Source organism: Micromonospora sp. A3M-1-15 (genome assembly GCF_024213425.1).
GTDB lineage: Bacteria > Actinomycetota > Actinomycetes > Mycobacteriales > Micromonosporaceae > Micromonospora > Micromonospora chersina.
Genome location: NZ_JANAVK010000004.1, coordinates 194,854 through 218,883, shown reverse-complemented (window position 1 = coordinate 218,883; position 24,030 = coordinate 194,854). Strand labels below are relative to the sequence as shown.

Sequence of the window (24,030 nt, the reverse complement as noted above, 5' to 3'; positions counted from 1 at the left end):
GGGGTTGCGGGACTCCGTGCCGGCGGCGGAGCCCGGCGAACCGCGAAACCGACCCGGGAGGGCAGCATGGCCACCGCGACGACCACCCGTACTGACCAGGAGATCCAGACCGCCGTCCTCGACGAACTGACCTGGGAGCCCCGCGTACGGCCCAATGAGATCGGGGTGACCGTCACCGAGGGCGTGGTGACGCTGAGCGGCTCGGTGGACAGCTACGCCAAGAAGTGGGCCGCCGAGCGGGCCGCCCACCGGGTGCCCCGCGTCCGGGCGGTCGCCAACGACGTCGCCGTCCGGATCGCCACCTCCGCCGAGAAGAGCGACCCGGAGATCGCCACGGCCGCCAGCCGCGCACTGGAGTGGGACGCGTTCGTGCCGATCGAGGCGCTCGACGTGACCGTCGCCGACGGCTGGGTCACCCTGCACGGCGAGGTCGAGTGGGAGTACCAGCGCCGCGCCGCCGAACGCTCGGTCGCCCGGCTCACCGGCGTACGCGGGGTGAGCAACGGCATCACCGTGCGGCCGAGCGCGCGCGCCGACGGGCGTGACCTGGCCGAGCGGATCGTGGACGCGCTGGCCCGCAACGCCGCCACCGAGGCGGAGGGGATCAGCGTCCGGGTGCACGGCGACACCGTGCTGCTGGAAGGGATGGTCCACTCGGCGCCGGAGCGCGCGGAGATCGAACGGGTGGTGTGGAACGCGCCCGGCATCCGGGAGGTGCACAACCACGTGACCGTGAGGCGGTGAGGCGGACCACCCGGGCGGGGTGATCCCGGCTCACCCGGTCACGGGCGAGGGTGGGAACCATGACCACGCCACTCCAGGTCACCACCGCCCGCCTGCACGTCCCGGTGACCGCGACGGACCACGCCCGCGGGCCGGCCGACGCGCCGGTGACCCTCGTCGAGTACGGCGACTTCCAGTGCCGGTTCTGCGGCGCCGCGTACGCCAACCTGGCCGAGGTGCTGCGCCAGCGCGTCGACACGGTCCGGCTGGTCTACCGGCACTTCCCCATCGCCAACGTCCACCCGTACGCGGAGAGCGCGGCCGAGGCCGCCGAGGCGGCCGGCCGGCGGGGACGGTTCTGGGAGATGCACGACTGGCTCTACGAGCACCAGGACCAGCTCGACCCCGTGCACCTGTCGCTCGGCGTCGAGCAGCTCGGGCTGCCACCCGACGAGGTCGGCGCGGAGGTGGGGCGGCAGGCCCACGCCGACCGGGTCCGGCAGGACTTCGTCGGCGGCATCCGCAGCGGGGTCGACGCCACCCCGACGCTCTTCGTCAACGAGGTGCGCCACGACGGCGGCTACGACCTGGCCGACCTGCTGGCCGCCGTGGACGCCGCCGCGAACCCCTGACCCAGGGGCCCGGTCAGATCAGCCGGAGCTCCCGCGCCCGCCGGACGGCCTCCCGCCGGCGGGTCGCGTCCAGCTTGCGGTAGATGTTGCGCACGTGGGTCTTCACGGTGTTGACCGACAGCGACAGCTCGCTGGCGATCTCCACGTTGGACAGGATGCTCTGCAGGTAGCGCAGGATGGTCAGCTCCCGCTCAGTCAGCGGCTCGTCCAGGGTCCGTTCCGGTCCGGCCGGGCGCTCCGGCGGCTCGTCGGCCCGGCGCTCGTCGGCCCCGCGGACCAGGTCGCTCACCGTCGGCCAGTGCGCGGTGCCGGAGTCCAGGTGCGCGGCGAGCAGGTCGCGGACCCCCGGCTCGGCGCGGGTGAAGACCCGCCGACAGCCCTCCGGCTCGGCCAGGTCCAGCACCTGCTCCAGGATCCGCCCGGCCCGGCGGCCGTCACCGCTAACGCCGGTCAGCACCGCGTCGAGCAGCCCGGCGGCGAGCCGCACGGACAGCGGCCACGCCGCCGCGTCCGGGCCGGTCCAGTCCGGCAGCGCCCGGCCGGCCTCGCGCGGGTCACCGGACCGCAGCCGCACCCGGGCCAGCGCCACGTCGAGGGCGGCCTGGCCGCCGCCTGCCCCGCCCGGCTCCGGGCCGGTCGACCCCGCGCCCGTCGCGCGGGCCGGATCGGCTGCGGTCACGGCGTCCGTCGCGCCGGCCCCCGCGTCGGCGAGCAGGGTCCGGGCGCTTTCCACGTCCCCCACGGCGGCGCGCAGCTGGGCCTCGTCGGCGGCCAGCCAGGCGCCCAGCTCCGGGCCGGGCGCCGTGTCCCGGGCCGCCGCGAGGGCGCGCAGCGCCGCCGCCGGCTCCCCGCCGGCCGCCAGCAGCCCGGCCCGGCAGAGCGCGGCCAGCGCCGCCGCGCCCGGCTCCGCCGTCGCCGGCCCGGCCAGGGTCAGGTTCGCCGCGGCCTCCGCCGGCTCGTCGCGGTCCCAGGCCACCAGGGCCAGCGCGAGGTACGCGTACCCGCAGTCCAACCGGGACGACCAGCCCTCGCAGGACGGCAGGGCCAGCGCCTCCCGGGCGTGGCGTTCGGCGTTCCGCAGCGCGCCGCGCGCCGCGTCCAGCAGCGCCGACCGGCTGGCGCAGACCAGCTCGGTACGCGGCCGGCCCGCCCGTCGCGCCGCGGCGAGGGCCTCGGCGAAGCGCGCGGCGGCTTCGGGCAGGTCCCCCTCGGCCAGCGCCACCAGCCCGAGCGCGGTGCCGGCGACCGCCCGCACGTCGGCGTCCTCCGCCGCACCGGCCCGCGGGTCGTCGACCGGGCCGTCCGGCGCACCGGTGGCGAGCAGCCGGCCGGCGGCACGGCGTACCTCGTCGTGGTCCCCGGCGAGCCGGGCCAGGGTCAGCTCGACCGCGACGGCCAGCCGCCGGAACCGGTCCCGACGCGGGGCGGGCAGGTCGCGGGCGTGCTCGACGGCCCGCCGCAGCTGTCCCGCGGCCGCCTCGGCATCCCCCGCGTACGCCCGCTCGGCCGCGCCGGCCAGCGCCAGCTCGGGGTCCCGGCGCACCGCCTCGGCCGGCGGCTCGGGTGGGGCCGGGGCAGCAGGCCGGTCCCGCTCGTACGGCGCCAGCTCGGGCCAGCGCGCGATCAGCAGCTCGGTGGCGGTGTCCCACTCGCCCCCGGCCAGCGCGTGCCGCAGCGCCTCGGCCGGCCGGTCGTGGTCCGCGTACCAGCCGGCGGCCCGCCGGTGCAGCTCACCCAGCTCGTCGGCGGGCAGCCGGTCCAGTTCGTCGCGGAGCAGGTCGGCCAGCAGTGGCTGGCACCGGTACCAGGGCGGGCTGCTCCCGTCCCGCTGGACGAAGCCGCCCTCCCGGGCCAGGTCGGCCAGCACCTGACCGGCGTCCGGCCGCCCGGTCACCGCGTCGGCCAGATCGGCGCAGACCGCGGCGGCGACCGCGCTGCGGCGCAGCACGTCCCGGGCGGCCGGGTCCAGCGGCGCGAGCACCTCGTCACGCAGGTACCCGGCGACGTCCGGCTGGTCGCCGGTGAACCGGTCGACCGCGCGGGCCGGGTCCGCCTGGGCGCGCAGCGCCAGCGCGGCGAAGCGGAGGCCGGCGGGCCAGCCCCCGGTCCGGTCGGCCAGCCGCGGCACCGCCGCCGCCGGCAGCGGCACCCCGTGCGCGACCAGCAGGTCGGCCACCTCGTCGGGGGTCAACGCCAGCTCCGCCGGGCCGATCTCGGTCAGCTCACCGGCCAGCCGCCACCGGTGCAGCGCCAGCGGCGGGTCGGTCCGCGCGCCGGCCACCACCCGCAGCCGCCCCTCGGTGTGCCGGAGCAGGAACTCCAGCCCGGCCAGCGCGGCCGGGTCGGTCACCCGGTGCAGGTCGTCCAGGACCAGCAGCACCGGGCGTTCCCGGGCGGCGAGCGCGGCGGCGAGCAGTTCGAGCTGGTCCGGCCGGGGCGGGCCGTCCGGCACCGGCGGCTGCGGCCCCTCGCCCGGCACCCCGTCGGCGGCGGCCCGCAGAGCCGCCGCCAGGTAGGCCCAGAGCCGCTCCCCGGTGTCCCCCGCCTCCACCGTCACCCAGGCCGGCGGCGGCTCGCCCCGCACGGCCCGGGCCCAGCCGGCGAGCAGCGTCGTCTTGCCCCAGCCGGCGGGCGCGAGCACCAGGGTGACCGGCCCGGCGGCGCCCCGGTCGAGCCGGTCCAGCAGCCGGGGCCGGACCAGCACCGGCTCGGGCAGCGCCGCCGGCGAGAGCCGGGACGCCAGCAGTGGCGGGCCGACCACCCCAAGGCCCCCCGCCGACCCGCCCCAGCCCGGCGTCACGTCGGTCTCGGTCGTGACGTCGGTCGGCGACGGGGTGACCTCGACGCGGTCAGCCTCATCCGGCATACGGCCCCTCCCCCGGGTCGGTGCGGGCAGCGGTTACCCGGCCCGGGCCGGTTCACCCCTTCGGGGCGAACCCCGCTCACCCCGCCCGGCCGCACCCTGGAGGCACGTGGGCGACCGGCCGCGCGGACCCGGCCGCCCGGCGGCCCGCGACGACGGGAGGGACAGGTGGCACGGATGGGACGGCTGGCCGGCGACGGGCTCGCCCTCGTGCTGGCGGGCGGGGCGCTGGCCCTCGTACGCCGGCACCGGCGCCGCCCGCCCACGGCCGCGCCCGACCCGCGGCCCGGACGCTGGCAGGTGGTGACGGTGGCCGGGCGACCCGAGGTGGTGTTGCCGCCCGGGCGCTGGCCGGAACCGCTGCGCCGGCTCGACGGGGCGGTCGAGCTGGCGGCCCGCCCGGCCCCCGGCGGCCGGGGCACCGAACTGGCGGTCCGCCCGCTCGGCGGCGAGCCCACGCTGCCGGGGCTCGCCGCCCACCTGGTCGGGGACGATCCCGGCCGGTTCCTGCGGCAGGCGCTGCGGGAGGCGAAGCAGCTCGTGGAGACCGGGGAGGTGCTGCGGGCGGACCGCTCGCGGCTGGACCGTCCGGGGACGGCTGGATGAGGGCCCTCTGCTGGGAGGGCGCCGACACGCTGGCGGTCCGGCAGGTGCCCGACCCGGAGCTGCGCAACGCCCAGGACATGATCGTCCGGGTCCGCCGGAGCGTGACCTGCGGCGCCGACCTGCCGCTGCTGGCCGGACAGGTCCCCCACCTGGCCGCCGGGGACGTGCTCGGGCACGAGTTCCTCGGCGACGTGGTCGAGGTCGGGCCGGAGGTACGCCGGCACCGCGTCGCCGACCGGGTGGTGGTCTGCGCGGGGATCGCGTGCGGGGCCTGCTGGTTCTGCCGGCAGGGCCTCTTCGCCTGCTGCGACAACGGGACGACCGGCACGGCCGGCGCCGAGCCGGAGTGGGGGCAGCCCACCGGCGGCTGCTACGGGCGACCGGCCCTGCTCGGCGGCTTCGCCGGCAGCCACGCCGAGTTCGTCCGGGTGCCGTACGCGGACGTCGGCGCGTTCACCGTGCCCGAGGGGGTCAGCGACGACCGGGCGGTCTTCGCCTCGGACGCCGCCCCGACCGCCTGGATGGGCGCCGAGCTGGGCGAGGTGGCCCCGGGCGACGTGGTGGCGATCTGGGGCGCGGGGGCGGTCGGCCAGCTCACCGCGGCGGTGGCCCGGCTGCGCGGGGCGGACCGGGTGATCGTGGTCGACGACCACGACGAGCGGCTGCGCATGGTCGAGCGGCACGTCGGCGCGGAGCCGCTCAACTTCCGGTACCTGGACGTACCCGCCGAACTGCGGGAGCGCAGCGGCGGGCGGGGCCCGGACGTGTGCGTGGAGGCGGTCGGCCCGGCGGCGCGGTCGCCGGGGCTGTTCGCGGGCCGGCCCGGCCGGCGCGCGGACGGGCCGTCGGCCCTGCGCGAGGCGGTGCACTCCTGCCGCAAGGGCGGCACCGTGGTGCTGCTCGGCACCGGGACCGGGTTCGTGGACACCTTCCCGCTCGGCGCGGTGCTCGACAAGGGGCTGACCGTGCGCGGCGGCCGGCAGCACGGGCAGCGCTGGATCCCGATGCTGCTGGAACGGATGGCCCGCGACGAGCTGCGTACCGAGCACCTGGCCACCCACCGGCTGCCGCTGGAGCGGGGCGCGGACGGTTACGCGCTGTTCCGGGACCGGGCCGACGGCTGCGTCCGGGCGGTCTTCTCCCCGTGATCGCGGCGGCCCGGGGTGGCACACTCGGCGGATGCGCGACGACCGCCCGTACGACCTCGTCCTCTTCGGCGCCACCGGGTTCACCGGCGGCCTGACCGCCGAGTACCTGGCCCGGCACGCCCCCGACGGGCTGCGCTGGGCGCTGGCCGGCCGCAACCCGGGCAAGCTGGCCGGGGTGCGGGACCGGCTGGCCGCCATCGACCCGGACCTGGCCGGGCTGCCGCTGCTCACCGCCGACGTCACCGACCCGGCGTCGCTGCGGGCCGTGGCGGAGAGCGCGCGGGTGGTGGCCAGCACCGTCGGCCCGTACATCCATCACGGTGAGCCGCTGGTCGCGGCCTGCGCCGCCGCCGGCACGGACTACCTCGACATCACGGGCGAGCCGGAGTTCGTCGACCTCATGTACGTGCGGCACCATGCCGAGGCCGTGCGCACCGGGGCGCGGCTGGTGCACGCCTGCGGTTTCGACTCGATCCCGCACGACCTGGGCGCCTGGTTCACGGTCAAGCACCTGCCCACGGACGGCCCGGTCACCGTGGACGGTTACGTCCGGGCCGGTGGGCGGTTCTCCGCCGGGACGTACCACTCGGCGCTCACCGCGTTCTCCCGGACGGGCGAGATGAGCCGGGCCGCGAAGGCGCGCAAGGCGGTCGAGCCGCGGCCGGAGGGCCGCCGGGTCCGGGCGGTGCCCGGCCGGGTCGGCCGGGTCAAGGAGTTCGGGCTGTGGGCGGTGCCGCTGCCCACCATCGACCCGCAGGTGGTCCGCCGGTCGGCGGCGGCCCGCCCGGAGTACGGCCCGGACTTCCGCTACCGCCACTTCGCCGCGGTGAAGCGGCTGCCCACCGTGCTGGCCGCCGGGGTGGGCCTGGCCGGCGTGGTGGGGCTGGTGAAGCTGCCGCCCACCCGGCGCTGGCTGCTCGGCCGCCTCTCCTCCGGCCAGGGCCCGAGCGCCGCCCAGCGGGCGAAGTCGTGGTTCCGGGTCCGGTTCGTCGGCACGGGCGGCGGCCGGACCGTACGCACCGAGGTGGCCGGCGGCGACCCCGGCTACGACGAGACCGCCAAGATGCTCGCCGAGTCCGCGCTCTGCCTGGCCTTCGACGACCTGCCGGCGACCGCCGGGCAGGTGACCCCGGTGACCGCGATGGGCGACGCCCTGCTGGACCGGCTGGTCCGGGCCGGGATCACGTTCCGGGTGCTGGACGCTTGACCCTCGACCGGGTTGAGGCCCCAGGATCCGGCGTCGTGGAGAGCGAACTGCGCAGCATCGGCGAGCTGGCCCGGGCCAGTGGGCTGACGGTGAGCGCGCTGCGGTTCTACGACCGCTCCGGCGTGCTGGTGCCGGCGCTGGTGGACCCGGCGACCGGCTACCGCTGGTACACCGACGACCAGGTGGCCCCGGCCCGCCTCGTCGCCGGGCTGCGCCGGGTCGGCATGCCGCTGGCCGGGATCGCCGAGGCGCTGCGGCACCGGCACCGGCCGGCGGCGGTGCACCGGCTGCTGGACGCGCACCTGCGCCGCCTGGAGGACGGCCTCGCCGACGCCCGCCGTGAGCTCTCCCGGATCCGCGCCCTGATCGATCCGGAGGAGACCACCATGACCACCACCCGACTCGTGCTGCGCCGCGCCGACCTGGCCGCCGCCGTGGACGCCGTCCGGTTCGCCGTCGGCACCGACCCGGAGCTGCCGGTGCTCTCCGCCGTCCTGCTGGAGGTCGAGCCGGACGGTGTCCGGCTGGTCGCCACCGACCGGCACCGGCTGGCCGTGGCCCGGGTCGGCGGGAAGGTCGACGGCCGGCCCGTGCGCGCGCTGCTCCCGGCGGACGCGGTGGACGCGCTGCGCGCCCTGCTGGACACCGGCGCCGGGATCACCCCGGAGGCGTACCTCACTGTGGCCCCGGACCGGGTCGAGGTCTCGGTGGCCGGCCGGCCGGTGACCGCCGCCGTGCTGCCGTACGACTTCCCGGACTACCGCCGCCTGCTGCACGGGCAGGTCGCCGACGCGCCCGCCCACCGGATCCCCGTCGACGTGGGGGCGCTGCGGCGTGCGCTCACCGCCGAGGGCGCTCCGGTGCTGCTCCGGGAGTACGCGGGGGTCGACCACGAGGTGGTCGTGCTGGGCCTGGACGACCGGGGCGGGCTGCGCGTGCTCGGGCCCGACGCCCCGGACGGCCTGCGGGTGGGGGTGAACCGGGAGTACCTGCTCGACGCCCTGGACGCCGGCGGCCGGGGCCAGCTCGTGCTGGAGCTGGACGGGCCGATCGCCCCGCTGGCCGTGCGCCGGCCCGACGACGAGGACGTCTTCTCCATCCTCATGCCGGTCCGTCTCTGACCCGGACCGGCCACGGCGGGCGCGGGACGTCCCGCCCTCAGGGCACGCCCGCTGTCACCGTGCGTCATTTCGGCGTCCACCCCCACCCCACCTTCAGCGCGCCTTTGCTCTGCAGCCATCCGCGCAGCAGGCACGGACCGCGACCGATGCGTCCGTGGCTGCAGAGCAAAGTCGGTCGTGGGTGGGGGCGGGGGGCGGCGGGGGCGGCGGGGGGTTCGAGCGAACACGCAGCTCAGCGGCCCGTGACCGAGCGGGACTGCGGCGTCGACCGCCATCGGAGGCCAGCGTTCGTCACTGACCGTCACATCAGGTCGCCGGCGGGGCCGCTGTCACCCACCGTGACCGTCGAGGGCGCGCCGGCGCCGACGCCCGATCGGACGGCGGCCTGCGCGGGCCGGGGCGGGCGGAACGGGACGCGACGGTAGCATCTGGGGGTCCCACCTGACTGCCTGGACGGAGGCATACGAGCAGCATGCTCGACATGGAGTTGATCCGGAAGGATCGCGAGGCGGTGGCGACCGCGCTGGCGAAGCGTCTGGATCCCGCCGAGGTCAACCGGGCGCTGGACGACATCCAGCGGCTCGACCAGGAACGCCGTGCCCTGATCATGGAGATCGACGCCGAGCGGCAGCGCCGCAAGGCCGAGGCGCGGGCGTACGCGGAGGCGAAGCGGTCCGGCACCACGCCGGAGCCGGTCGCGCCGGAGGCCGAGCGCAAGCAGCTCGCCGAGCTGGAGTCCCAGCTGGACGAGGTGCAGTCCCGCCTGCGCGGCACCATGAGCGAGCTGCCGAACCTGCCCGCCGACGACGTGGTCGCCGGTGGCAAGGAGGCCAACCGGGTGGTGCGCACCTTCGGCGAGCCGCCGGCCGTCGAGAAGGTCCGGGACCACGTGGAGCTGAGCAAGGCGCTCGGCCTGGTCGACCACGAGCGCGGGGTGAAGCTCGGCGGCTCCGGCTTCTGGATGTACACGGGCCTCGGCGCCCGGTTGGAGTGGGCGCTGGTCAACTGGCTGATCGAGCAGAACATCCAGGCCGGCTACGAGTTCCTGCTCCCGCCGCACCTGCTGCTCGACAGCGCCGGCTTCGCGGCCGGCCAGTTCCCGAAGTTCTACGACGACGTCTACCACCTGGACAAGCAGTCCGCCCCGCGCGGCCAGTTCCTGCTGCCCACCGCGGAGACGGCGATCCTCGGCGCGTTCCAGGACGAGATCCTGGAGACCGCCAAGCTGCCGCTGAAGGCGTTCGCCTACACCCCGTGCTACCGGCGCGAGGCGGCCGGCTCGCACTCGGACGAGCGCGGCACGGTGCGCGGCCACCAGTTCAACAAGGTGGAGATCTTCCAGTTCACGCTGCCGGAGCAGGCGGGCGCCGCGCTGGAGGCCATGGTCGGCCACGTGGAGGGCCTGGTCGAGAAGCTGGGCCTGCACTTCCAGACCAGCCTGCTCGCGGCGGGCGACTCCAGCGCCGCCATGAAGAAGACCCTCGACGTCGAGGTCTGGATGCCGAGCACCGGCAAGTACAAGGAGGTGTCGTCGGTCTCCTGGGGCGGCGACTACCAGGCCCGCCGGGCGGCCATCCGCTACCGGGAGCCGGGCGGCAAGCAGACCCGCTTCGTGCACACCCTCAACGGCTCCGCGCTGGCCACCAGCCGGCTCTTCCCGGCCATCCTGGAGCAGTTCCAGCAGCCCGACGGCTCGGTCGTGGTGCCCGAGGTGCTCCGCGACAAGCTCGGCGCCGACCGGCTCACCCCGGTCCGCTGACCGCCTGACGCGCGGCGGGGGTCGGTTCGTCCGGCCCCCGCCGCCGTCTGCGGAGCAGGCCGGCGGCCACCAGCAGCACCAGGGCGGCCGCGAGCAGCGCCGGGCCGGCCGTGTCGAGCGTGCGGACCAGGGTCTGCTGCACCTGGGCCGCGGCTCGCACGACGGGGTCGCCGAAGGCGTCGTGGCGGCCCAGGGCGAGGCGCACCTCGTACCAGCCGTACCAGGCGACGTAGCCGCCCGCGACCAGCAGCACCAGGCCGCTCAGCCGGGGCACCCACGCGCCGGCGCCGCGCAGCCCGGCCACCAGCCGGCCGCGCAGCAGCGCCACGCCGAGCGCGGCCACCCCGACCACCAGGGCCATCCCCGTCGCGTACGCGCCGAAGAGCGCCAGCCCGCTCAGCGTCGAGCCGGCCCGCAGGCTGGTCACCACGATCGCCAGGAACGGGGCGATGGCGCAGGTCAGCGACGTCAGCGCGTACGCCGCCCCGAACAGGACCATGGACGGCCAGGTGCGGGTGAGCCGGGGCGCCCGGGCGAACGGGCGTGCGGTGGGCAGCCGCCGGCCGGCGAGCAGCCAGCAGCCGGCCAGCGCCAGCAGCACGCCGAGGGTCACGGTCAGCCAGGGCAGCCGGGGGCGCAGCCAGTCCGCCAGGGGCGCGACGGCCAGCCCGAAGGCCCCGAAGACCAGCGCGTACCCCAGGGTCAGCCCGGCCGTGGCGGTGAGCGCCCGCCCGACCGCGCCGCGACCGTCGGCGGGGCCGGCGACCAGCAGCGACAGGTACGCGGGCAGCATGGCGAAGCCGCACGGATTGACCGCGGCGAGCATGCCCGCGGTCAGCGCCAGCAGCAGCCCGCCGGTCATCCCCGGGCCAGCGCGTCGACCTGGCGGGTCAGCGACTCCCCGTCCAGGAAGCCCTGGTGGACCACCCGCCCGTCCCGGTCCACGATGACGAAGGTGCTCTGCTCGACCACCTCGAACCGGCGCCACAGCGTCCCGGACCGGTCGTCGAGCTGGGGTGTGCCGGCCAGGTCGAACTCGGTGACGAACTCCTTCATGGCCTTCTGCTCGCCCAGTCCCGCGACGCCGACGATCGGCACCGTGTCCCGGTACTTCGGGGCGATCTCGGCGACCGTCCACGCCTGGCTGGCGCAGGTGGCGCACCAGGGCGCCCAGAACCAGAGCACCACCGGCTTCCCGGCCAGGGCGGCGGCGGAGAACGCCGTACCGTCCAGGGTCTTCGCGGTGAACGACAGCGTCTCCGGCACCCGGGCCGGGACCACCGGAGCGGCCGGCGACGCGGACCCGGCCGGGGCGGCGGCTGGCGACGCGGCGGCCACCACGCCGACCGGGGTGGCCCGCTCGGGGCCGACCGCGCAGGACGCCGCGCCCGGCAGCGTGGCGCCAGCACGGCGGCGGTGACCAGGCGGCGGGCAGTACGTGGGGGCATCCGCGTCTCCTCGGGGTTCGGCTACTCGGCCTTGACCAGCCGGAGCGCGAGTTCGGGACAGACCTTGACCGCCTTGAGCGCGCCCTGCCGCAGCCAGGTCGGCACCGGGGTGGCGGGGAAGGCGGGGTAACCGTTGCCGTCGAGCCGGATGAAGTCCGGCACCACGTGGGCGCAGAGCCCGTGCCCGTCGCAGCGGGACCAGTCGAGGGTGAGCTTCTGCGGGTTGCCGTCGGGCGCGCCGGGCAGCCCCATGAGGCCCTTGACCCGTTTGCCGCAGCCCTCGCCGGTGGCGTGCAGCCGCAGGTCCTCGGCGAACACCTCCATGGCGGAGAGCGCGAACCGGGCGGTGCCGTCGGGGTGGCTGCACGCGCCGCGGCCCTTCACGTCGCCGGCCGCGGCGCGGACCACCTCGATGGGCGCGCTGCCGGAGACCGCGAGGTCGACGGCGCGGGCCAGGTCGGGCAGGCCCATCTTGCAGGGGCCGCACTGCCCAGCGGACTCGCCGGCCAGGTAGCGGACCACCTGGGCGGCCTCGCCGAGCGGGCAGGTGTCCCGGCTCAGCGGGACGATGATGCCGGCGCCGAGCGTGCCGCCGACCGCGGCGAGCCCCTTGCGGGACACCTCGGCGCGCTCCGCCGCCTCCGGGGTGATCCATTTGCCGTGGTAGCCGCCCATCAGGATGCCCGGCCCGTCGGGCACCTCGCAGAGTTCCAGGATCTCGCGCAGCGGGGTGCCGGCCGCGCACTCCACCACGGCCGGCCGCTTGGCCGCTCCCGTGACGGTGAGCAGCACGGTGCCCGGCTCGTCGTCGGTGCCGAGCGCCGCGTACTCGTACGGGCCGATTCGGGCGGCGACCGCGAGCTGGGCGTAGGTCTCGGCGTTGGAGAGCAGGGTGGGCAGCCCGTTCACCCCGGAGTCGCTGGACCGCTTCTTGGTGCCCGGCGGGATGTGCGGCAGCCCGTTGATCCCGTTGACCAGGGCGCCGCCTTCGCCGGAGATGAACCGGTGCGGCACCGTGACGATGGTGGTGGGCACCGGCATCCGCCGCTCCCGCAACGCCTCGGTGAGCGACGGCCGGCCCACGTCGTCGTCGGCCACCCCGATCACGATCTCCTCGGCGTCCAGCGCGTACGCGGCAAGCGCGGCGCCGTCGAGGACGAGGTGCGGGGCCCGGCTGAGCAGCACCTTGTCCTTCCAGCTCGCCGGCTCCCCCTCGGTGGCGTTGACCACCACCACGGCGGACAGGTCCTGCCGCTCGCAGGACTCCAGCACGGCGCGCAGCTTGCGGGCGAACGGGAAGCCGGCCCCGCCCTTGCCCTTGAGGTCGATCGCCTCGGCGAGCCGGAGCAGGGCGGCCGGCTCCACCGGCCCGATGGGGCCGTGCACCTCCTCGTGTGCCAGCAGGTCGAGTCTCCCGAACTCGGCGAAGCCGGCGGTGAGCCGGGGCTCGCCGACGCAGGCCACCGGCGGCACGGTCGTGCGCATCACTTGGCCTCACCGCGCAGGCCGGCCCAGTACGCCCCGTCCACCGCGTCCGCGTTGGCCCGCTTGCGCCGGCTCGGCCGGCTCTCGCCGGAGGCTCGCAGGGCCCGCCGGGAGGCGAGGTCGACAAGGGTCGGGGTGTCGTCGACGAAGGCGTCGTCGGGGGCGTAGCGGGCCGGCGGGCGCCAGTAGTCCGGCTCCTCCGGCACGTCCTCCTCGACGCTGTGCCGGCCGCTGCCGCTGCGCGGCGCCGACGAGATCGGGCCGGCCGAGACGGGCTCGCCGGAGACCGGCCGGCTCGCCCAGCGGCGCGGGCTGTCCCAGGGCTCCTCCGGCTCGTCCCGCCGGGGCGGGGCCGAGTAGCGGGCGACGGCGTCCGGCGGCGTGGAGTAGCGGGAGCCGGTGTCCGGCGGGGCCGAGTGGCGTCCGCCGCTCTCCGGCGGGGCCGAGTAGCGGGCGTCGACGTCGACGCGGGACCGCCGGGGCGTCCGCTCCTCCTCGTCCCGGTAGCGGCGGGCGGGCCGCTCGTCGTCGCGGCGCCGGGCGGCCGCCGCGCGGACCGGCTCGCGCAGCGTCCCGGGTTCCGGCACCACGGGTACGGCGAACCGCTCGGGGTCGCGGCGCCGCGCGGTGCCGGCCGGCGCGGTCCAGGTGGCGGTGGCTTCGGCCCAGCCGCCCTCGCGGCCCCGGCCGGAGCGGCTCTCCTCCTTGGCGGTGGCCTTCCGGCGGGTCAGCCCGGCGAGCAGGCCGGTGCGCTCCTCCCCCTTGCCGGCCATCGCCTTGTTCAGGGCGGCGGCCTGGTGCTGCTCCCGGCTGCGCTTGCCGAGGTGGACGGATAGCCGGACCAGCAGCGCCACCACCACCAGCAGCACGCAGACCAGGTAGCTCAGCACCACCCAGGTCTTCGCCGTCCGGCCGGCGTTGAGCCCGTGCAGCAGCGCGAACGGCCAGGAGACGTACGCCATGGAGTGCAGCGCCCGCCACATCCACCGCGGACCGACGCCGGCGAACCGGACCCGGACGATGCCAGTCCAGAGCACGCCGACCATCAGCAGCGCGGCCACGGTGCCCAGCCCGACGTAGAGGCCCCGGCCGCCGAGGAACGGCACCACCGCGTCGGTCGGGGCGGCGCGGCCGGTCGAGATCTTGGTGATGACGTGGAAGACCAGTCCGGCCACGCCGAGGACGCCGGTGGCCCGGTGCGCCGACTGGAGCAGCACCCGGTGCCGGATGAGCAGGACCAGCCGGTCGGTGGCGAGCAGCCCCAGCATCACGGTGAGGCTGAGCGAGACCAGGGCGACCACCCCGGCGAAGAACTCGGTGAAGAAGAATCCGTACGAGTACATGACGGTGCCGGCGCCGGCCAGTTCCAGGCCGGCCCACGCGACGGCGAGCGCGGACGCGGCGAGCGCCACCATCGCGGACCTCGACATGGTCCGGGCACCACGGCTGGTGCTGGTGGTCCGGACGGTCGTCGCCTTCTCGATCTGCTCTGCCCGGCCCATCTGCTCCTCGATCGTCTCGCGGCGGCGCCCCACCGGCCGACCCTGCTCCCTCCTCCAGTACGGACGGACGGCACGGGCGGATCACCTCCGGTGGCGAATTTCTCGGCCGGTCCGTCGAACCGTCCGGCTCCGGGGCGCGTGTAGCGCGTTTCGCAACGACGTATGTCCATGCGTTGACAGGTCTTGCAACACGCTTGTAACCTTGCCGAAAATTTCAGGCCGACTTGCAAGAAGTCGACACCTGATCCTTCCCCCGCGCCGCACCCCTCAGGAGTCCCGATGCATCGACGTCGATGCCGTTCGGCGGCCCTCGCCCTGGGCCTGGTCGCCAGCCTGCTCGTCCCGACCACCGTGGCGGCTCCCCCGGCCGCCGCCTCCACCCCCGGCAGCAAGAAGGTCATCGTCCAGCTCTTCGAGTGGAACTGGACCTCGGTGGCCAACGAGTGCACCACCGTCCTCGGCCCGAAGGGCTACGGCTACGTCCAGGTGAGCCCGCCTCAGGAGCACGTCAAGGGCAACCAGTGGTGGGTGGCCTACCAGCCGGTCAGCTACCGGATCGAGTCCCGCAAGGGCACCCGCGCCCAGTTCCAGTCGATGGTGAACACGTGCCACAACGCCGGCGTCAAGGTGATCGTCGACGCCGTGGTCAACCACATGTCCGGCCAGGACAACGGGGGCACCGGCTGGGCCGGCAGCACCTACGGCCACTACGACTACCCGGGCACCTACGGCTCGCAGGACTTCCACTACTGCGGCCGCAACGGCAACAACGACATCGCCAACTACGGCGACCGGTACGAGGTGCAGAACTGCGAGCTGGTCAACCTCGCGGACCTGAAGACCGAGTCGGACTACGTGCGCACCCGGCTCGCCACGTACCTCAACGACCTGCTCTCGCTCGGCGTCGACGGCTTCCGGCTGGACGCCAGCAAGCACATGCCGGCCGCCGACATCGCCGCGATCAAGGGCAAGCTGTCCCGCTCGGCGTACCTGGTGCAGGAGGTCATATACGGCGCCGGCGAGCCGATCCAGCCGACCGAGTACACCGGCAACGGCGACGTGCACGAGTTCCGGTACGGCAAGGACCTGGCCCGGATGTTCAACAGCGAGCGGCTGGCGTACCTGCGGAACTTCGGCGAGTCCTGGGGCTACCTGCCCGGCGGCTCGGCGGTGGTCTTCACCGACAACCACGACACCCAGCGCGACGGCGGCGTGCTGACCTACCGCGACCGCGGCGAGTACGCCCTCGCGAACGCCTTCATGCTCGCCTGGCCGTACGGCACCCCGGCGGTGATGTCGAGCTACACGTTCAGCAACAAGGACCAGGGCCCGCCCTCGGACGCCAGCAACAAGACCTCGAACACCACCTGCTACTCGGGCTGGGAGTGCGAGCACCGCTGGCGGGTGATCGCCAACATGGTCGGCTTCGCCAACGCCACCCAGGGCGCCGGTGTCGCCAACTGGTACGACAACGGGTGGCAGCACATCGCGTTCAGCCGGTCCGGCAAGGGCTACCTCACCCTCAACGACGAGGACTTCGCCGTCACGGGCCGGTCCTACTACACCGGCCTGCCCGCCGGCCGCTACTGCGACGTCATCCACGGCGACTTCAGCAACGGCTCGTGCAGCGGTCCGGTGATCACCGTGGACTCGAGCGGCTGGTTCGCCGCGACCGTCAACGCGCACGACGCGATCGCCATCCACATCGGCGCGAAGCTGTCCTGACCGGAAGGGTCCGGCCGCCCGACCGAACCGGAGGCCCTCCGCACCGCCGTTTCGCGGCGCGGGGGGCCTCCTGCCCGATTACAGTATCGATCGTGCTGTTTGACCGATTCTTCTCGCGCTGGACCTTCGGCTGGCTGCTCGCCGCGGTCGGCGTACCGGTGCTGCTGGCGGCCGCGCTGCTGGTCGGGCGTGCCCTCACCGCCGGTCCGGCCCCGGCGCCGGTCGCCGCCGCACCCACCGCGGCGATCCCGCCCGCGCCCGACGAGCCGAGCCCGACCCCCGAGGAGTCCGTGCCGGCCGCCGCGCCCGCCCCGGACGACCTGCCGGTGGTCACCTACGACCGGGCGCCCGGCGGGTTCCCCGCCGACCCGGACCCGGCCGACACCCGACCGCTGGCCGAAGGGCTCACACCCACCCGGACCGTGGCCGCTTACGACGCGCCGGGCGGCCGGCCGCTGGCCTTCCTCGCCCCGACCATCAGCGGCGTCGAGCTGACCGTGCCCGTCGTCGAGCGGCGGGTCGGCTGGACCGCGGTCCTGCTCCCCTCGGCCAACCGCCGCATCGCCTGGCTGCCGGCCGGCGGCTGGAGCACCGTCGCGCTGCCCGACCAGATCGTGGTGGAACGCCGCCCGCACCGGCTCACCTGGTTCCGGGACGGCCGCGCCGTGCGCTCCTGGGAGGTCAGCCTCGGCATGCCGGGCCAGTCCACCCCGCTGGGCCGCACCTTCGTCCTGGGCCGCACGCCGCCCCCGCAGGACGTCTACGGCGGGGTCGACATCTTCGCCCTGGGCGCGATCCCCGACGACCCGGGCGCGGTGCCGACCGGGCTGCGCGGCGCCCACATCGGACTGCACAGCTGGTACACCGACGACACGCTCGGCAGGAACGTCACCAACGGCTGCATCCGGCTCACCCGCAGCGGCCAGCGGCAGCTCCTCGCGGCGCTGCGCCCCGGCACCGCCGTCGTGGTGGTGGACCAGCTTCCCGCCCCGCCGGCCACCGCCTGAGCCGGCTCAGTCGCCGAGCAGCCAGCCGTTCTCCTCCGCCACCCGGACGGCGTCGGCCCGGTTGCGGGCGCCGGTCTTGCCGATCGCCGCGGAGAGGTGGTTGCGCACCGTCCCCTCGGAGAGGTGCAGCGCCGCCGCCAGCTCGGCGACCGTGCCGCCACCCCGGGCCGTACGCAGCACCTCGGTCTCCCGTTCGGTGAGCGGGCTCGGCCCGGTGGCCAGCGTCTCCGCGGCGAGCGTCGGGTCGACCACCCGCAGCCCCGCGTGCACCCGGCGGACCGCGTCGGCGAGCTGGCGGGCCGGGGTGTCCTTGACCACGAAGCCGTTCGCGCCCGCCTCCATGGCCCGGCGCAGGTAGCCGGGGCGGCCGAAGGTGGTCACCACGAGCACCCGGCAGCCGGGCAGCGCGGCCCGCAGCGCCGCGGCCGCCGCGACCCCGTCCAGGCCGGGCATCTCCACGTCGAGCAGGGCCACGTCGGGCCGCGTCCGCAGCGCCGCCGGCACCACCTCGTCGCCCCGCCCCACCTCGGCCACCACGGTCAGGTCCGGCTCCATCGACAGCAGCGCGGCGAGCGCGCCCCGGACGAGTGCCTGGTCGTCGGCGAGCAGCAGCCTGATCGGCTCGGTCATCCGGTCGTCCCCCGTCCGGTCTCGGGCACCGTCACCCGGAGCAGGAAGCCGCGGCCGCCGCGCGGGCGGCCGACGGTGACCGTGGCGTCCAGCCGTCGGGCCCGCTCGCGGAGCCCCACCAGGCCGTGGCCGGCCGCCTCCGGCTCGCCGGCCGGGCCCCGACCGTCGTCGCGGATCTCCACGCCCGTCGGCTCGACCCGGATCTCGCAGCGCCGGGCGCCGCTGTGCCGGACCACGTTCGTCACCCCCTCGCGGACCGTCCAGCCGAACAGCTCGTCCCGCTCCGCAGGCAGCGCCGGCGCCGTCTCCGGCAGGTCGGCGGCGATGCCCGCGGCGGCCAGCGCCGAGCGGGCGCCGGCCAGCTCCGTCGCCAGGTTCACCCCGCGGTACGCCCCGACGGTGCCCCGCACGTCGGCGAGGGCCTGCCGGGCCAGCCGCTCGATGTCGGCGATCTCGGTGGCCGCCCTGGCCGGATCCAGCTCCAGCAGCCGACCGGCCAGCTCCGCCTTCACGGCCACCACGGTCAGCGAGTGCCCGAGGATGTCGTGCAGGTCCCGTGCCGTGCGGGCCCGCTCCTCGGCCACCGCCAGCCGGCCGATCTCCTGCTGGGCGGCCTGGAGCTCGGCGTTGCGCTGGGCCAGCCGGCTGACCCCGAACATGGCGAACGAGGCGAGCACGACGGCGAAGACCACCGTCCCCTCCGCCTCCCAGCCGGGCACCAGCGCCGCCGCCACCGGCGGGGTCAGCGCGGCGAGCACGACCACCAGCAGCGCCTCGCGCGACGGCAGCAGGAACACCGCCGCCGCCGCGACGAAGACCAGTGTGGTCAGCCAGTCCCCCTCGGTGCCGGGGATGCCGGCCAGGCCGAGACCGAGCAGCGCCGCCAGGGCCGCCCAGGCCCGACCGCGGGGGATGTTCCGGTGCGCCTGCCGCATGCCGCGCGCCCACTCGAACACCCAGACGTAGAGCAGGCCGAAGGCGACAAGGGTGACCGCGCCCAGCACCCGCCGCCAGACCTCGGGCTGGTGCAGGGCGGTGAGCAGCGGGATGTTGAGGAAGAAGAGCCAGACCGCGGCCAGGAGCCAGCCGGTGATCCGCCAGCGGCGGCTCACCGGCCGGCTCTGATCGCGCGGCAGGCCCACGGTGAACACGCTAACCTCCGCGGTCGCGCGTCAGACGCGGCTGGTGTCGCGGCGGAACAGCCGGGCCGCGCCCAGGCCGAAGAAGGCGGTCCAGGCGGCCACGTTGCCGACCGCGACCCAGTCCAGCCCGGCTCCGGTCAGCGGCGCCCGGGCGAGCTGGCCGACGCCGTACACCGGGGTGAACTTGGCGATCTGCTGGAGCGCGTGGGGCAGCACGTCGAGCGGTACGAACAGCCCGCCGAGCATGGCCAGCACGGCCAGGATCGGTCCCATGAACTGCATGACGTTCTCGGCCGGGGCGAGGTAGCCGACGAAGAGCCCGAGGGCGGCGAACACGAGGGAGCCGATCCAGGCGGTCAGGCCGGACTCCACCCAGACGTGCGCCGGCAACCGGACCCCGGAGGCCGCCCCGACGGCGAACTCGACAAGCACGCCGAGGAGGCCGAGCACCATGGCGGTGGCCACCTTCGTGGCCACGTACGCGGCCGGGCGCAGCGGGGTGAGCCGCAGCTGGCGGCTCCAGCCCAGCGCCCGTTCGGTGGCGACGGCGGCGCCGGCGCTGGTGGTGGCGACCATGGCCGCGTAGACGGCGAGGCTGATCATGATCCAGCCGGTCACGGGCAGGCCGTTGTCCAGGTTCTGCCCGCGCTGCGGCAGGCCGAAGAGGAGGAAGAACACCGCCGGCATGATCAGGATGAAGACGAGCGTGCGGCGGTTGCGCAGCACCCGGCGGATCTCGATGCCGAGCACGGCGGTCGAGAAGCCGCCCAGCGCGGGGGGCCGGCGGTTCCCGGCCCGGTCGGACGAGGTGGTGGCGGACGGGGCGGTGACGGTCATCTCAGGCTCCGGGGATGGGCGCGGTCGCGGTCAGGCGGCGGTGGTCAGGGCGAGGAAGGCGTCCTCGAGGTTGCGCGAGGTGATCTCCACGTCCCGGGCCGGGGTCCGGGTCAGCAGGTGCCGGGCGACGGCGTCGGAGTCCTCGGTGTGGACCAGCACGGCGTCGCCGCGCACCTCGACCGACTGCACGCCGGGCAGCGCCGCCAGGGCGGCCTGGTCGGCGCCGGGCAGGGTGGCCCGGACCACCCGGCCGGCGGCCAGGTTCTTGATCTCGGCGGTGGTGCCGTCGGCGACCACCCGGCCCTGGCGGACCAGCACGATCCGGTCCGCGTACGCGTCGGCCTCGTCGAGGTAGTGGGTGGCGAAGAGGACGGTGCGGCCGTCGCGGGCGTCGGCCCGGATGGCCTGCCAGAAGTCCCGGCGTCCCTCGACGTCCATCCCGGTGGTCGGCTCGTCGAGCACCATGAGGTCGGGATCGGGCAGCAGCGCCAGGGCGAAGCGCAGCCGCTGCTGCTGGCCGCCGGAGCACTTGCCCACCGGGCGGTCGGCGATGTCGGCGATGCCGGCCCGCTCCAGCACCTCGGCGGCCGGCCGGGTGTGGCCGTAGAAGTGCGCGGTCATCCGTACCGTCTCGGCGACGGTGAGGTCCTTGAGCAGGCCGCCGGTCTGCATCACGGCGGCGACGCGGCCGAGCCGGACGGCGTCGGCGGGCGTGCCGCCGAAGAGCCGGACGGTGCCGGCGTCCGGGCGGGCCAGCCCGAGCAGCATGTCCACGGTGGTGGTCTTGCCGGCGCCGTTGGGGCCGAGGAAGGCCACCACCTCGCCCGGGGCGATGCGGAGGTCGAGCCCGTCGACGGCGGTCACCGGGCCGAAGGTCTTGGTGAGTCCGGCGAGCTCGACGGCAGGGTGGGTGTCGGTCATGACAACGATGCTCCGGGGACCGGCGGCCCGGTCCCCGGAGCGGCCGTCATCTTCCGGCCGTGACATTTGTCAGGGGTCGGCGCTCAGTGCCCGCCGTCGGCCCCCTCACGGGCGCGGCGGGGCAGCAGGAACGCGCCCGCCACGGTGACCAGCAGCAGGCCCAGCTCGGCGAGGAGGGTGACCCGCACGGCGTGCGACACCGAGTCGGTCAGCCCGTCGAGGAAGACCGTGCCGAGCAGCGCCACGCCGAGCGCGCCGCCGAGCTGCTGCACGGCCGTGAGCGTGCCGGACGCCGAGCCGGTCTCCGCCTCCTCGACCCCGGAGAGCACGATGTCGAAGAACGGCGCCATGACCAGGCCCATGCCGAAGCCGACCGCCAGCAGCGCGGGGGTCATCCGCCACGGGGTGACATCGGAGCCGGCCAGGGTGAGGGTGAGCAGCATCCCGGCGACGCCGGCCAGCACCACCACGAGTCCGATGTGGATGAGGCGCCGGCCGAGCCGCGGGGCCAGACCGGCGCCGGCGAGCACGAAGGCGGCCACCATGCCGAGCGCCTGGGGCACGCCGGCCAGCCCGGCGCGCAGCGGCGACCAGCCGAGGCCGAGCTGGAGGTAGAGGCTGAAGACCAGCGAGAAGCCGGCCAACGCGGTGAAGAAGGCCAACCCCGCGACCAGGCCGCCGGTGAAGGCGCGGCGGCGGAACAGGGCGGGCACCACCAGCGGGTCCCGGCCGGCCCGCTGCCGGCGCTGCTCGTACCGGGCGAAGACGGCCAGCACCACGGCGGCGCCGGCGAGCATCGCGAAGCTCCACCAGGGCCAGCCCAGCTCGCGACCCTGCACCAGCGGGTGGACCAGCAGGAACACCGCGACCGAGAGGAGCGCGACGCCGGGCAGGTCGAGCCGGGTGGCGTGGCCGGGGCGGGAGGCCGGCAGGAAGCGGGCCGCACCGAGGGCGGCGAGCAGGCCGAGCGGGACGTTGATGAGGAAGATGGCGCGCCAGCCGGTGCCGGCCAGGTCGGCGTCGACCAGCCAGCCGGCCAGGATGGGGCCGCCGACCGCGGAGATCCCCATCACCGGGCCGAACGCGCCGAAGGCGGCGGCGAGCTGCTCCGGCGGGAACATCTCCTTGATCAGCCCCAGCCCCTGCGGGAGGAGCAACGCGCCGAGCAGGCCCTGCGCGACCCGGGCGGCGATCAGCGTGCCGGGGCTGCCGGCGAGCGCGCAGGCCGCCGAGGCGGCGGTGAAGCCGAGCACCCCGACCAGGAACATCCGGCGGCGGCCGTACAGGTCGCCGAGGCGGCCGCCGGTGACCAGGCCGACGGCCATGGCGAGGGTGTAGCCGGCGCCGATCCACTGGATGACGGTGGGCGAGCCGCCGAGGTCGGCCCGGATCGCCGGGCCGGCGAGGTTGGTGACGAGCACGTCGAGCAGGTCCATCACCTCGGCGGTGAGGATCACCGCGAGGGCGATCCAGCGCCAGCGATGACCCGCGGCGGGCGGCGCCGCGGGGTGCGGCGCGGTGAGTTCGGTGGTCATGGATCCCCCGATCGAGACGAACACCGTTCGTTGACGAACACTGTTCTATCAACGAACGGCGTTCGCAGCAAGTACGATGTTCGAGTCCCCTGACCCGGAGGTCGTCCGTGAGCGAACAGCCCGCCCCGCCGTGGCGTACCCGGCCCCGCAGCAGGTCGCCCCGACAGCCGCTGAGCCAGCAGGCGGTGGTCGACGCCGCCCTCGCCGTGCTCAGCCGGGAAGGGCTGGGCGGGCTCAGCATGCGGCGGGTGGCGCAGGAGCTGGGCACCGGACCGGCCTCCCTCTACGCCCACGTCTCCGGGCGCGAAGAGCTGCTCGAACTGCTCGTCGACCGGGTCAGCGCGGACATCACCGTGCCCGAGCCCGACCCGGGCCGCTGGACGGAGCAGGTCCGCGAGGTGGCCCGGCAGGCGTACCGGGTCTACGCCGCGCACACCGAGCTGGCGCTGGCCTCACTGGCCACCATCCCCACCGGTCCGAACGCCCTGCGGGTCACCGACGGGCTGCTCGCCGTTCTCCGCACCGGCGGCGTGCCGGCCCAGCAGGCAGCGTGGTTCCTCGACCGACTCTTCCTCTACATCGCCGGCGACGCCTACGAGGGCGCCCTGTACGCCGAGAAGGTCCGGGCCGCCGGTCAGGACCAGCCGACGTGGTGGGCGCGGATGCGCGAGCAGCTCAGCACGTACTACCGGAACCTGCCGGCGGGGCGGTACCCGCACGTGCGGGAGCACGTGGACGCGCTGCTCGCCGGCGACGGCGACACCCGCTTCGAGTTCGGCCTCGACCTGCTGATCCAGGGCATCGCCACCCACGTCCCGGGCGGGAGTGACGGCGGCCGGGCCGGGTAACCACCGCCGACGTCAGTCCTCACGGCACCGGGAGGTCAGGGCATGGGCACACCGACGGGACGGGTCGACACGATCGTGCTGATCCACGGCCTCTGGATGACCTCACGCAGCTGGGAGCACTGGGTCGACCGGTACGCGGCGCGCGGCTTCAAAGTGCTCACCCCGGCCTGGCCGGGGATGGACGTCGACGTCGAGCGGCTCCGGGAGGACCCCACGCCGATCGCGGCGCAGCGGGTCACCGGAATCGTCGACCACTACACGGCGATCATCCGCGGGCTGCCCCGTCCGCCGATCATCATGGGGCACTCGTTCGGCGGCCTCATCGCCCAACTGCTGCTGGACCGGGGCCTCGGCGCCGCCGTCGTCGGCCTGCACCCCGCCCCGGTGAAGGGTGTGCTGAAGCTGCCGCTCAGCACGCTGCGCTCAGGGTTCGACATCCTCCGCAACCCGGCGAACCGGCACCGCGCGGTGCCGTTCACCCGCGAGGACTTCCGCTACACCTTCGGCAACACGATCAGCCCCGAGGAATCGGACGCCGCCTGGGAGCGGTACGCGGTGCCCGCCGCGGGCCACGTCTTCTACGAGGGGGCGTTCGCCAACCTGGACCCGAACTCGGCGACGGCGGTGGACACCAAACGGTCCGACCGGGCGCCGCTGCTGGTGACGGCCGGCGGCGAGGACCACGTGGTGCCGCCGTCGCTGGCGTCCTCGTGCGCCAACCTCTACCGCGGCTCGACGGCGATCACCAGCTACCGGGAGTTCCCGGGCCGGTCGCACTTCGTGGGCGGCGAGCCGGGCTGGGAGGAGGAGGCGGACTTCGCGCTGGAGTGGGCCGTGGAGGCGGCGAACGAGTACTCGCCCACCGTCGTCAGCACGGCCCCCCGCCGCTGA

The 24,030-nt window shown here is 75.6% G+C and carries 22 protein-coding genes; 12 read left to right on the top strand and 10 right to left on the bottom strand.

Annotated elements, in window-relative coordinates; translation table 11 throughout:
• Positions 1-66: 66 nt before the first annotated feature.
• Both NLX85_RS21470 and NLX85_RS21465 read left to right on the top strand, forming a co-directional pair.
• Complete coding sequence (locus NLX85_RS21470; RefSeq protein ID WP_254337880.1) at positions 67-744, top strand: BON domain-containing protein; 678 nt, start codon at positions 67-69, stop codon at positions 742-744.
• Between the two features lie 59 nt (positions 745-803).
• Positions 804-1,355: a thioredoxin domain-containing protein gene (locus NLX85_RS21465; protein WP_254337878.1), complete on the top strand. Its 552-nt coding sequence runs from the start codon at positions 804-806 to the stop codon at positions 1,353-1,355.
• Between the two features lie 13 nt (positions 1,356-1,368).
• Here the strand turns inward: NLX85_RS21465 and NLX85_RS21460 are convergent, their stop codons facing one another.
• Positions 1,369-4,221 carry a LuxR C-terminal-related transcriptional regulator gene (locus NLX85_RS21460; protein WP_254337876.1) on the bottom strand — a complete coding sequence of 951 codons (2,853 nt, stop codon included), beginning with the start codon at positions 4,219-4,221 and terminating at the stop codon, positions 1,369-1,371.
• A 165-nt stretch (positions 4,222-4,386) separates the two neighbouring features.
• On the opposite strand from NLX85_RS21460, the gene NLX85_RS21455 reads away from it, so the two are divergent.
• The 5 genes from NLX85_RS21455 (at position 4,387) to serS (ending at position 10,059) form a co-directional block, all read left to right on the top strand.
• Positions 4,387-4,824, top strand: a complete 438-nt coding sequence (locus NLX85_RS21455; protein WP_254337874.1) for a hypothetical protein — start codon at positions 4,387-4,389, stop codon at positions 4,822-4,824.
• Entirely contained in the window at positions 4,821-5,972 is a 1,152-nt protein-coding gene (locus tag NLX85_RS21450; protein WP_254337872.1) for a zinc-binding dehydrogenase, read from the top strand. Before NLX85_RS21455 ends, NLX85_RS21450 begins: the two co-directional genes overlap by 4 nt.
• A 31-nt stretch (positions 5,973-6,003) precedes the next feature.
• Complete coding sequence (locus NLX85_RS21445) at positions 6,004-7,179, top strand: trans-acting enoyl reductase family protein (protein ID WP_254337870.1); 1,176 nt, start codon at positions 6,004-6,006, stop codon at positions 7,177-7,179.
• Between the two features lie 47 nt (positions 7,180-7,226).
• Positions 7,227-8,300 carry a MerR family transcriptional regulator gene (locus NLX85_RS21440; protein ID WP_254338774.1) on the top strand — a complete coding sequence of 358 codons (1,074 nt, stop codon included), beginning with the start codon at positions 7,227-7,229 and terminating at the stop codon, positions 8,298-8,300.
• Between the two features lie 472 nt (positions 8,301-8,772).
• Positions 8,773-10,059, top strand: coding sequence for a serine--tRNA ligase (serS, locus tag NLX85_RS21435; RefSeq protein ID WP_254337868.1), 1,287 nt, complete (start codon positions 8,773-8,775; stop codon positions 10,057-10,059).
• Here serS and NLX85_RS21430 read toward each other — a convergent pair.
• Both NLX85_RS21430 and NLX85_RS21425 read right to left on the bottom strand, forming a co-directional pair.
• Complete coding sequence (locus NLX85_RS21430; RefSeq protein ID WP_254337866.1) at positions 10,043-10,921, bottom strand: cytochrome c biogenesis CcdA family protein; 879 nt, start codon at positions 10,919-10,921, stop codon at positions 10,043-10,045. The two genes, serS and NLX85_RS21430, sit on opposite strands and share 17 nt — an antisense overlap.
• Entirely contained in the window at positions 10,918-11,325 is a 408-nt protein-coding gene (locus NLX85_RS21425) for a redoxin domain-containing protein (protein ID WP_254337864.1), read from the bottom strand. Before NLX85_RS21425 ends, NLX85_RS21430 begins: the two co-directional genes overlap by 4 nt.
• On the opposite strand from NLX85_RS21425, the gene NLX85_RS21420 reads away from it, so the two are divergent.
• Positions 11,303-11,479 carry a hypothetical protein gene (locus tag NLX85_RS21420; RefSeq protein ID WP_254337861.1) on the top strand — a complete coding sequence of 59 codons (177 nt, stop codon included), beginning with the start codon at positions 11,303-11,305 and terminating at the stop codon, positions 11,477-11,479. The two genes, NLX85_RS21425 and NLX85_RS21420, sit on opposite strands and share 23 nt — an antisense overlap.
• Before the next feature lie 49 nt (positions 11,480-11,528).
• Here NLX85_RS21420 and NLX85_RS21415 read toward each other — a convergent pair whose 3' ends face one another.
• Together NLX85_RS21415 and NLX85_RS21410 are read right to left on the bottom strand one after the other, a co-directional pair.
• Entirely contained in the window at positions 11,529-12,995 is a 1,467-nt protein-coding gene (locus NLX85_RS21415; protein WP_254337859.1) for an NADH-quinone oxidoreductase subunit NuoF family protein, read from the bottom strand.
• On the bottom strand, positions 12,992-14,527 hold the full coding sequence (locus tag NLX85_RS21410; RefSeq protein ID WP_254337857.1) for a hypothetical protein: 1,536 nt from the start codon (positions 14,525-14,527) through the stop codon (positions 12,992-12,994). Before NLX85_RS21410 ends, NLX85_RS21415 begins: the two co-directional genes overlap by 4 nt.
• Positions 14,528-14,773: 246 nt before the next feature.
• On the opposite strand from NLX85_RS21410, the gene NLX85_RS21405 reads away from it, so the two are divergent.
• Positions 14,774-16,219 (top strand): alpha-amylase family protein, encoded by a 1,446-nt coding sequence (locus NLX85_RS21405; RefSeq protein WP_254337854.1) that lies wholly within the window; start codon positions 14,774-14,776, stop codon positions 16,217-16,219.
• 92 nt (positions 16,220-16,311) lie between these two features.
• Positions 16,312-17,226, top strand: coding sequence for a L,D-transpeptidase (locus NLX85_RS21400; RefSeq protein ID WP_254337852.1), 915 nt, complete (start codon positions 16,312-16,314; stop codon positions 17,224-17,226).
• Between the two features lie 6 nt (positions 17,227-17,232).
• Here the strand turns inward: NLX85_RS21400 and NLX85_RS21395 are convergent, their stop codons facing one another.
• The 5 genes from NLX85_RS21395 to NLX85_RS21375 all read right to left on the bottom strand — a co-directional run bounded on the left by NLX85_RS21395 (position 17,233) and on the right by NLX85_RS21375 (position 22,291).
• A complete protein-coding gene (locus tag NLX85_RS21395) occupies positions 17,233-17,856 on the bottom strand; it encodes a response regulator transcription factor (RefSeq protein ID WP_254337850.1) in 624 nt (207 codons plus the stop codon).
• Positions 17,853-19,007, bottom strand: coding sequence for a sensor histidine kinase (locus NLX85_RS33500; RefSeq protein WP_254337848.1), 1,155 nt, complete (start codon positions 19,005-19,007; stop codon positions 17,853-17,855). The genes NLX85_RS21395 and NLX85_RS33500 overlap by 4 nt, the downstream gene beginning before the upstream one ends.
• A gap of 21 nt (positions 19,008-19,028) precedes the next feature.
• Positions 19,029-19,835, bottom strand: coding sequence for an ABC transporter permease (locus NLX85_RS21385; RefSeq protein ID WP_254337846.1), 807 nt, complete (start codon positions 19,833-19,835; stop codon positions 19,029-19,031).
• Between the two features lie 30 nt (positions 19,836-19,865).
• Entirely contained in the window at positions 19,866-20,756 is an 891-nt protein-coding gene (locus tag NLX85_RS21380) for an ABC transporter ATP-binding protein (RefSeq protein WP_254337844.1), read from the bottom strand.
• Positions 20,757-20,839: 83 nt separating this feature from the next.
• Positions 20,840-22,291 (bottom strand): MFS transporter, encoded by a 1,452-nt coding sequence (locus NLX85_RS21375; RefSeq protein ID WP_254337842.1) that lies wholly within the window; start codon positions 22,289-22,291, stop codon positions 20,840-20,842.
• 107 nt (positions 22,292-22,398) lie between these two features.
• Between NLX85_RS21375 and NLX85_RS21370 the strand changes: the two genes are divergently transcribed.
• Together NLX85_RS21370 and NLX85_RS21365 are read left to right on the top strand one after the other, a co-directional pair.
• Entirely contained in the window at positions 22,399-23,139 is a 741-nt protein-coding gene (locus NLX85_RS21370; protein ID WP_254337840.1) for a TetR/AcrR family transcriptional regulator, read from the top strand.
• Between the two features lie 42 nt (positions 23,140-23,181).
• A complete protein-coding gene (locus NLX85_RS21365; RefSeq protein ID WP_254337838.1) occupies positions 23,182-24,030 on the top strand; it encodes an alpha/beta hydrolase in 849 nt (282 codons plus the stop codon).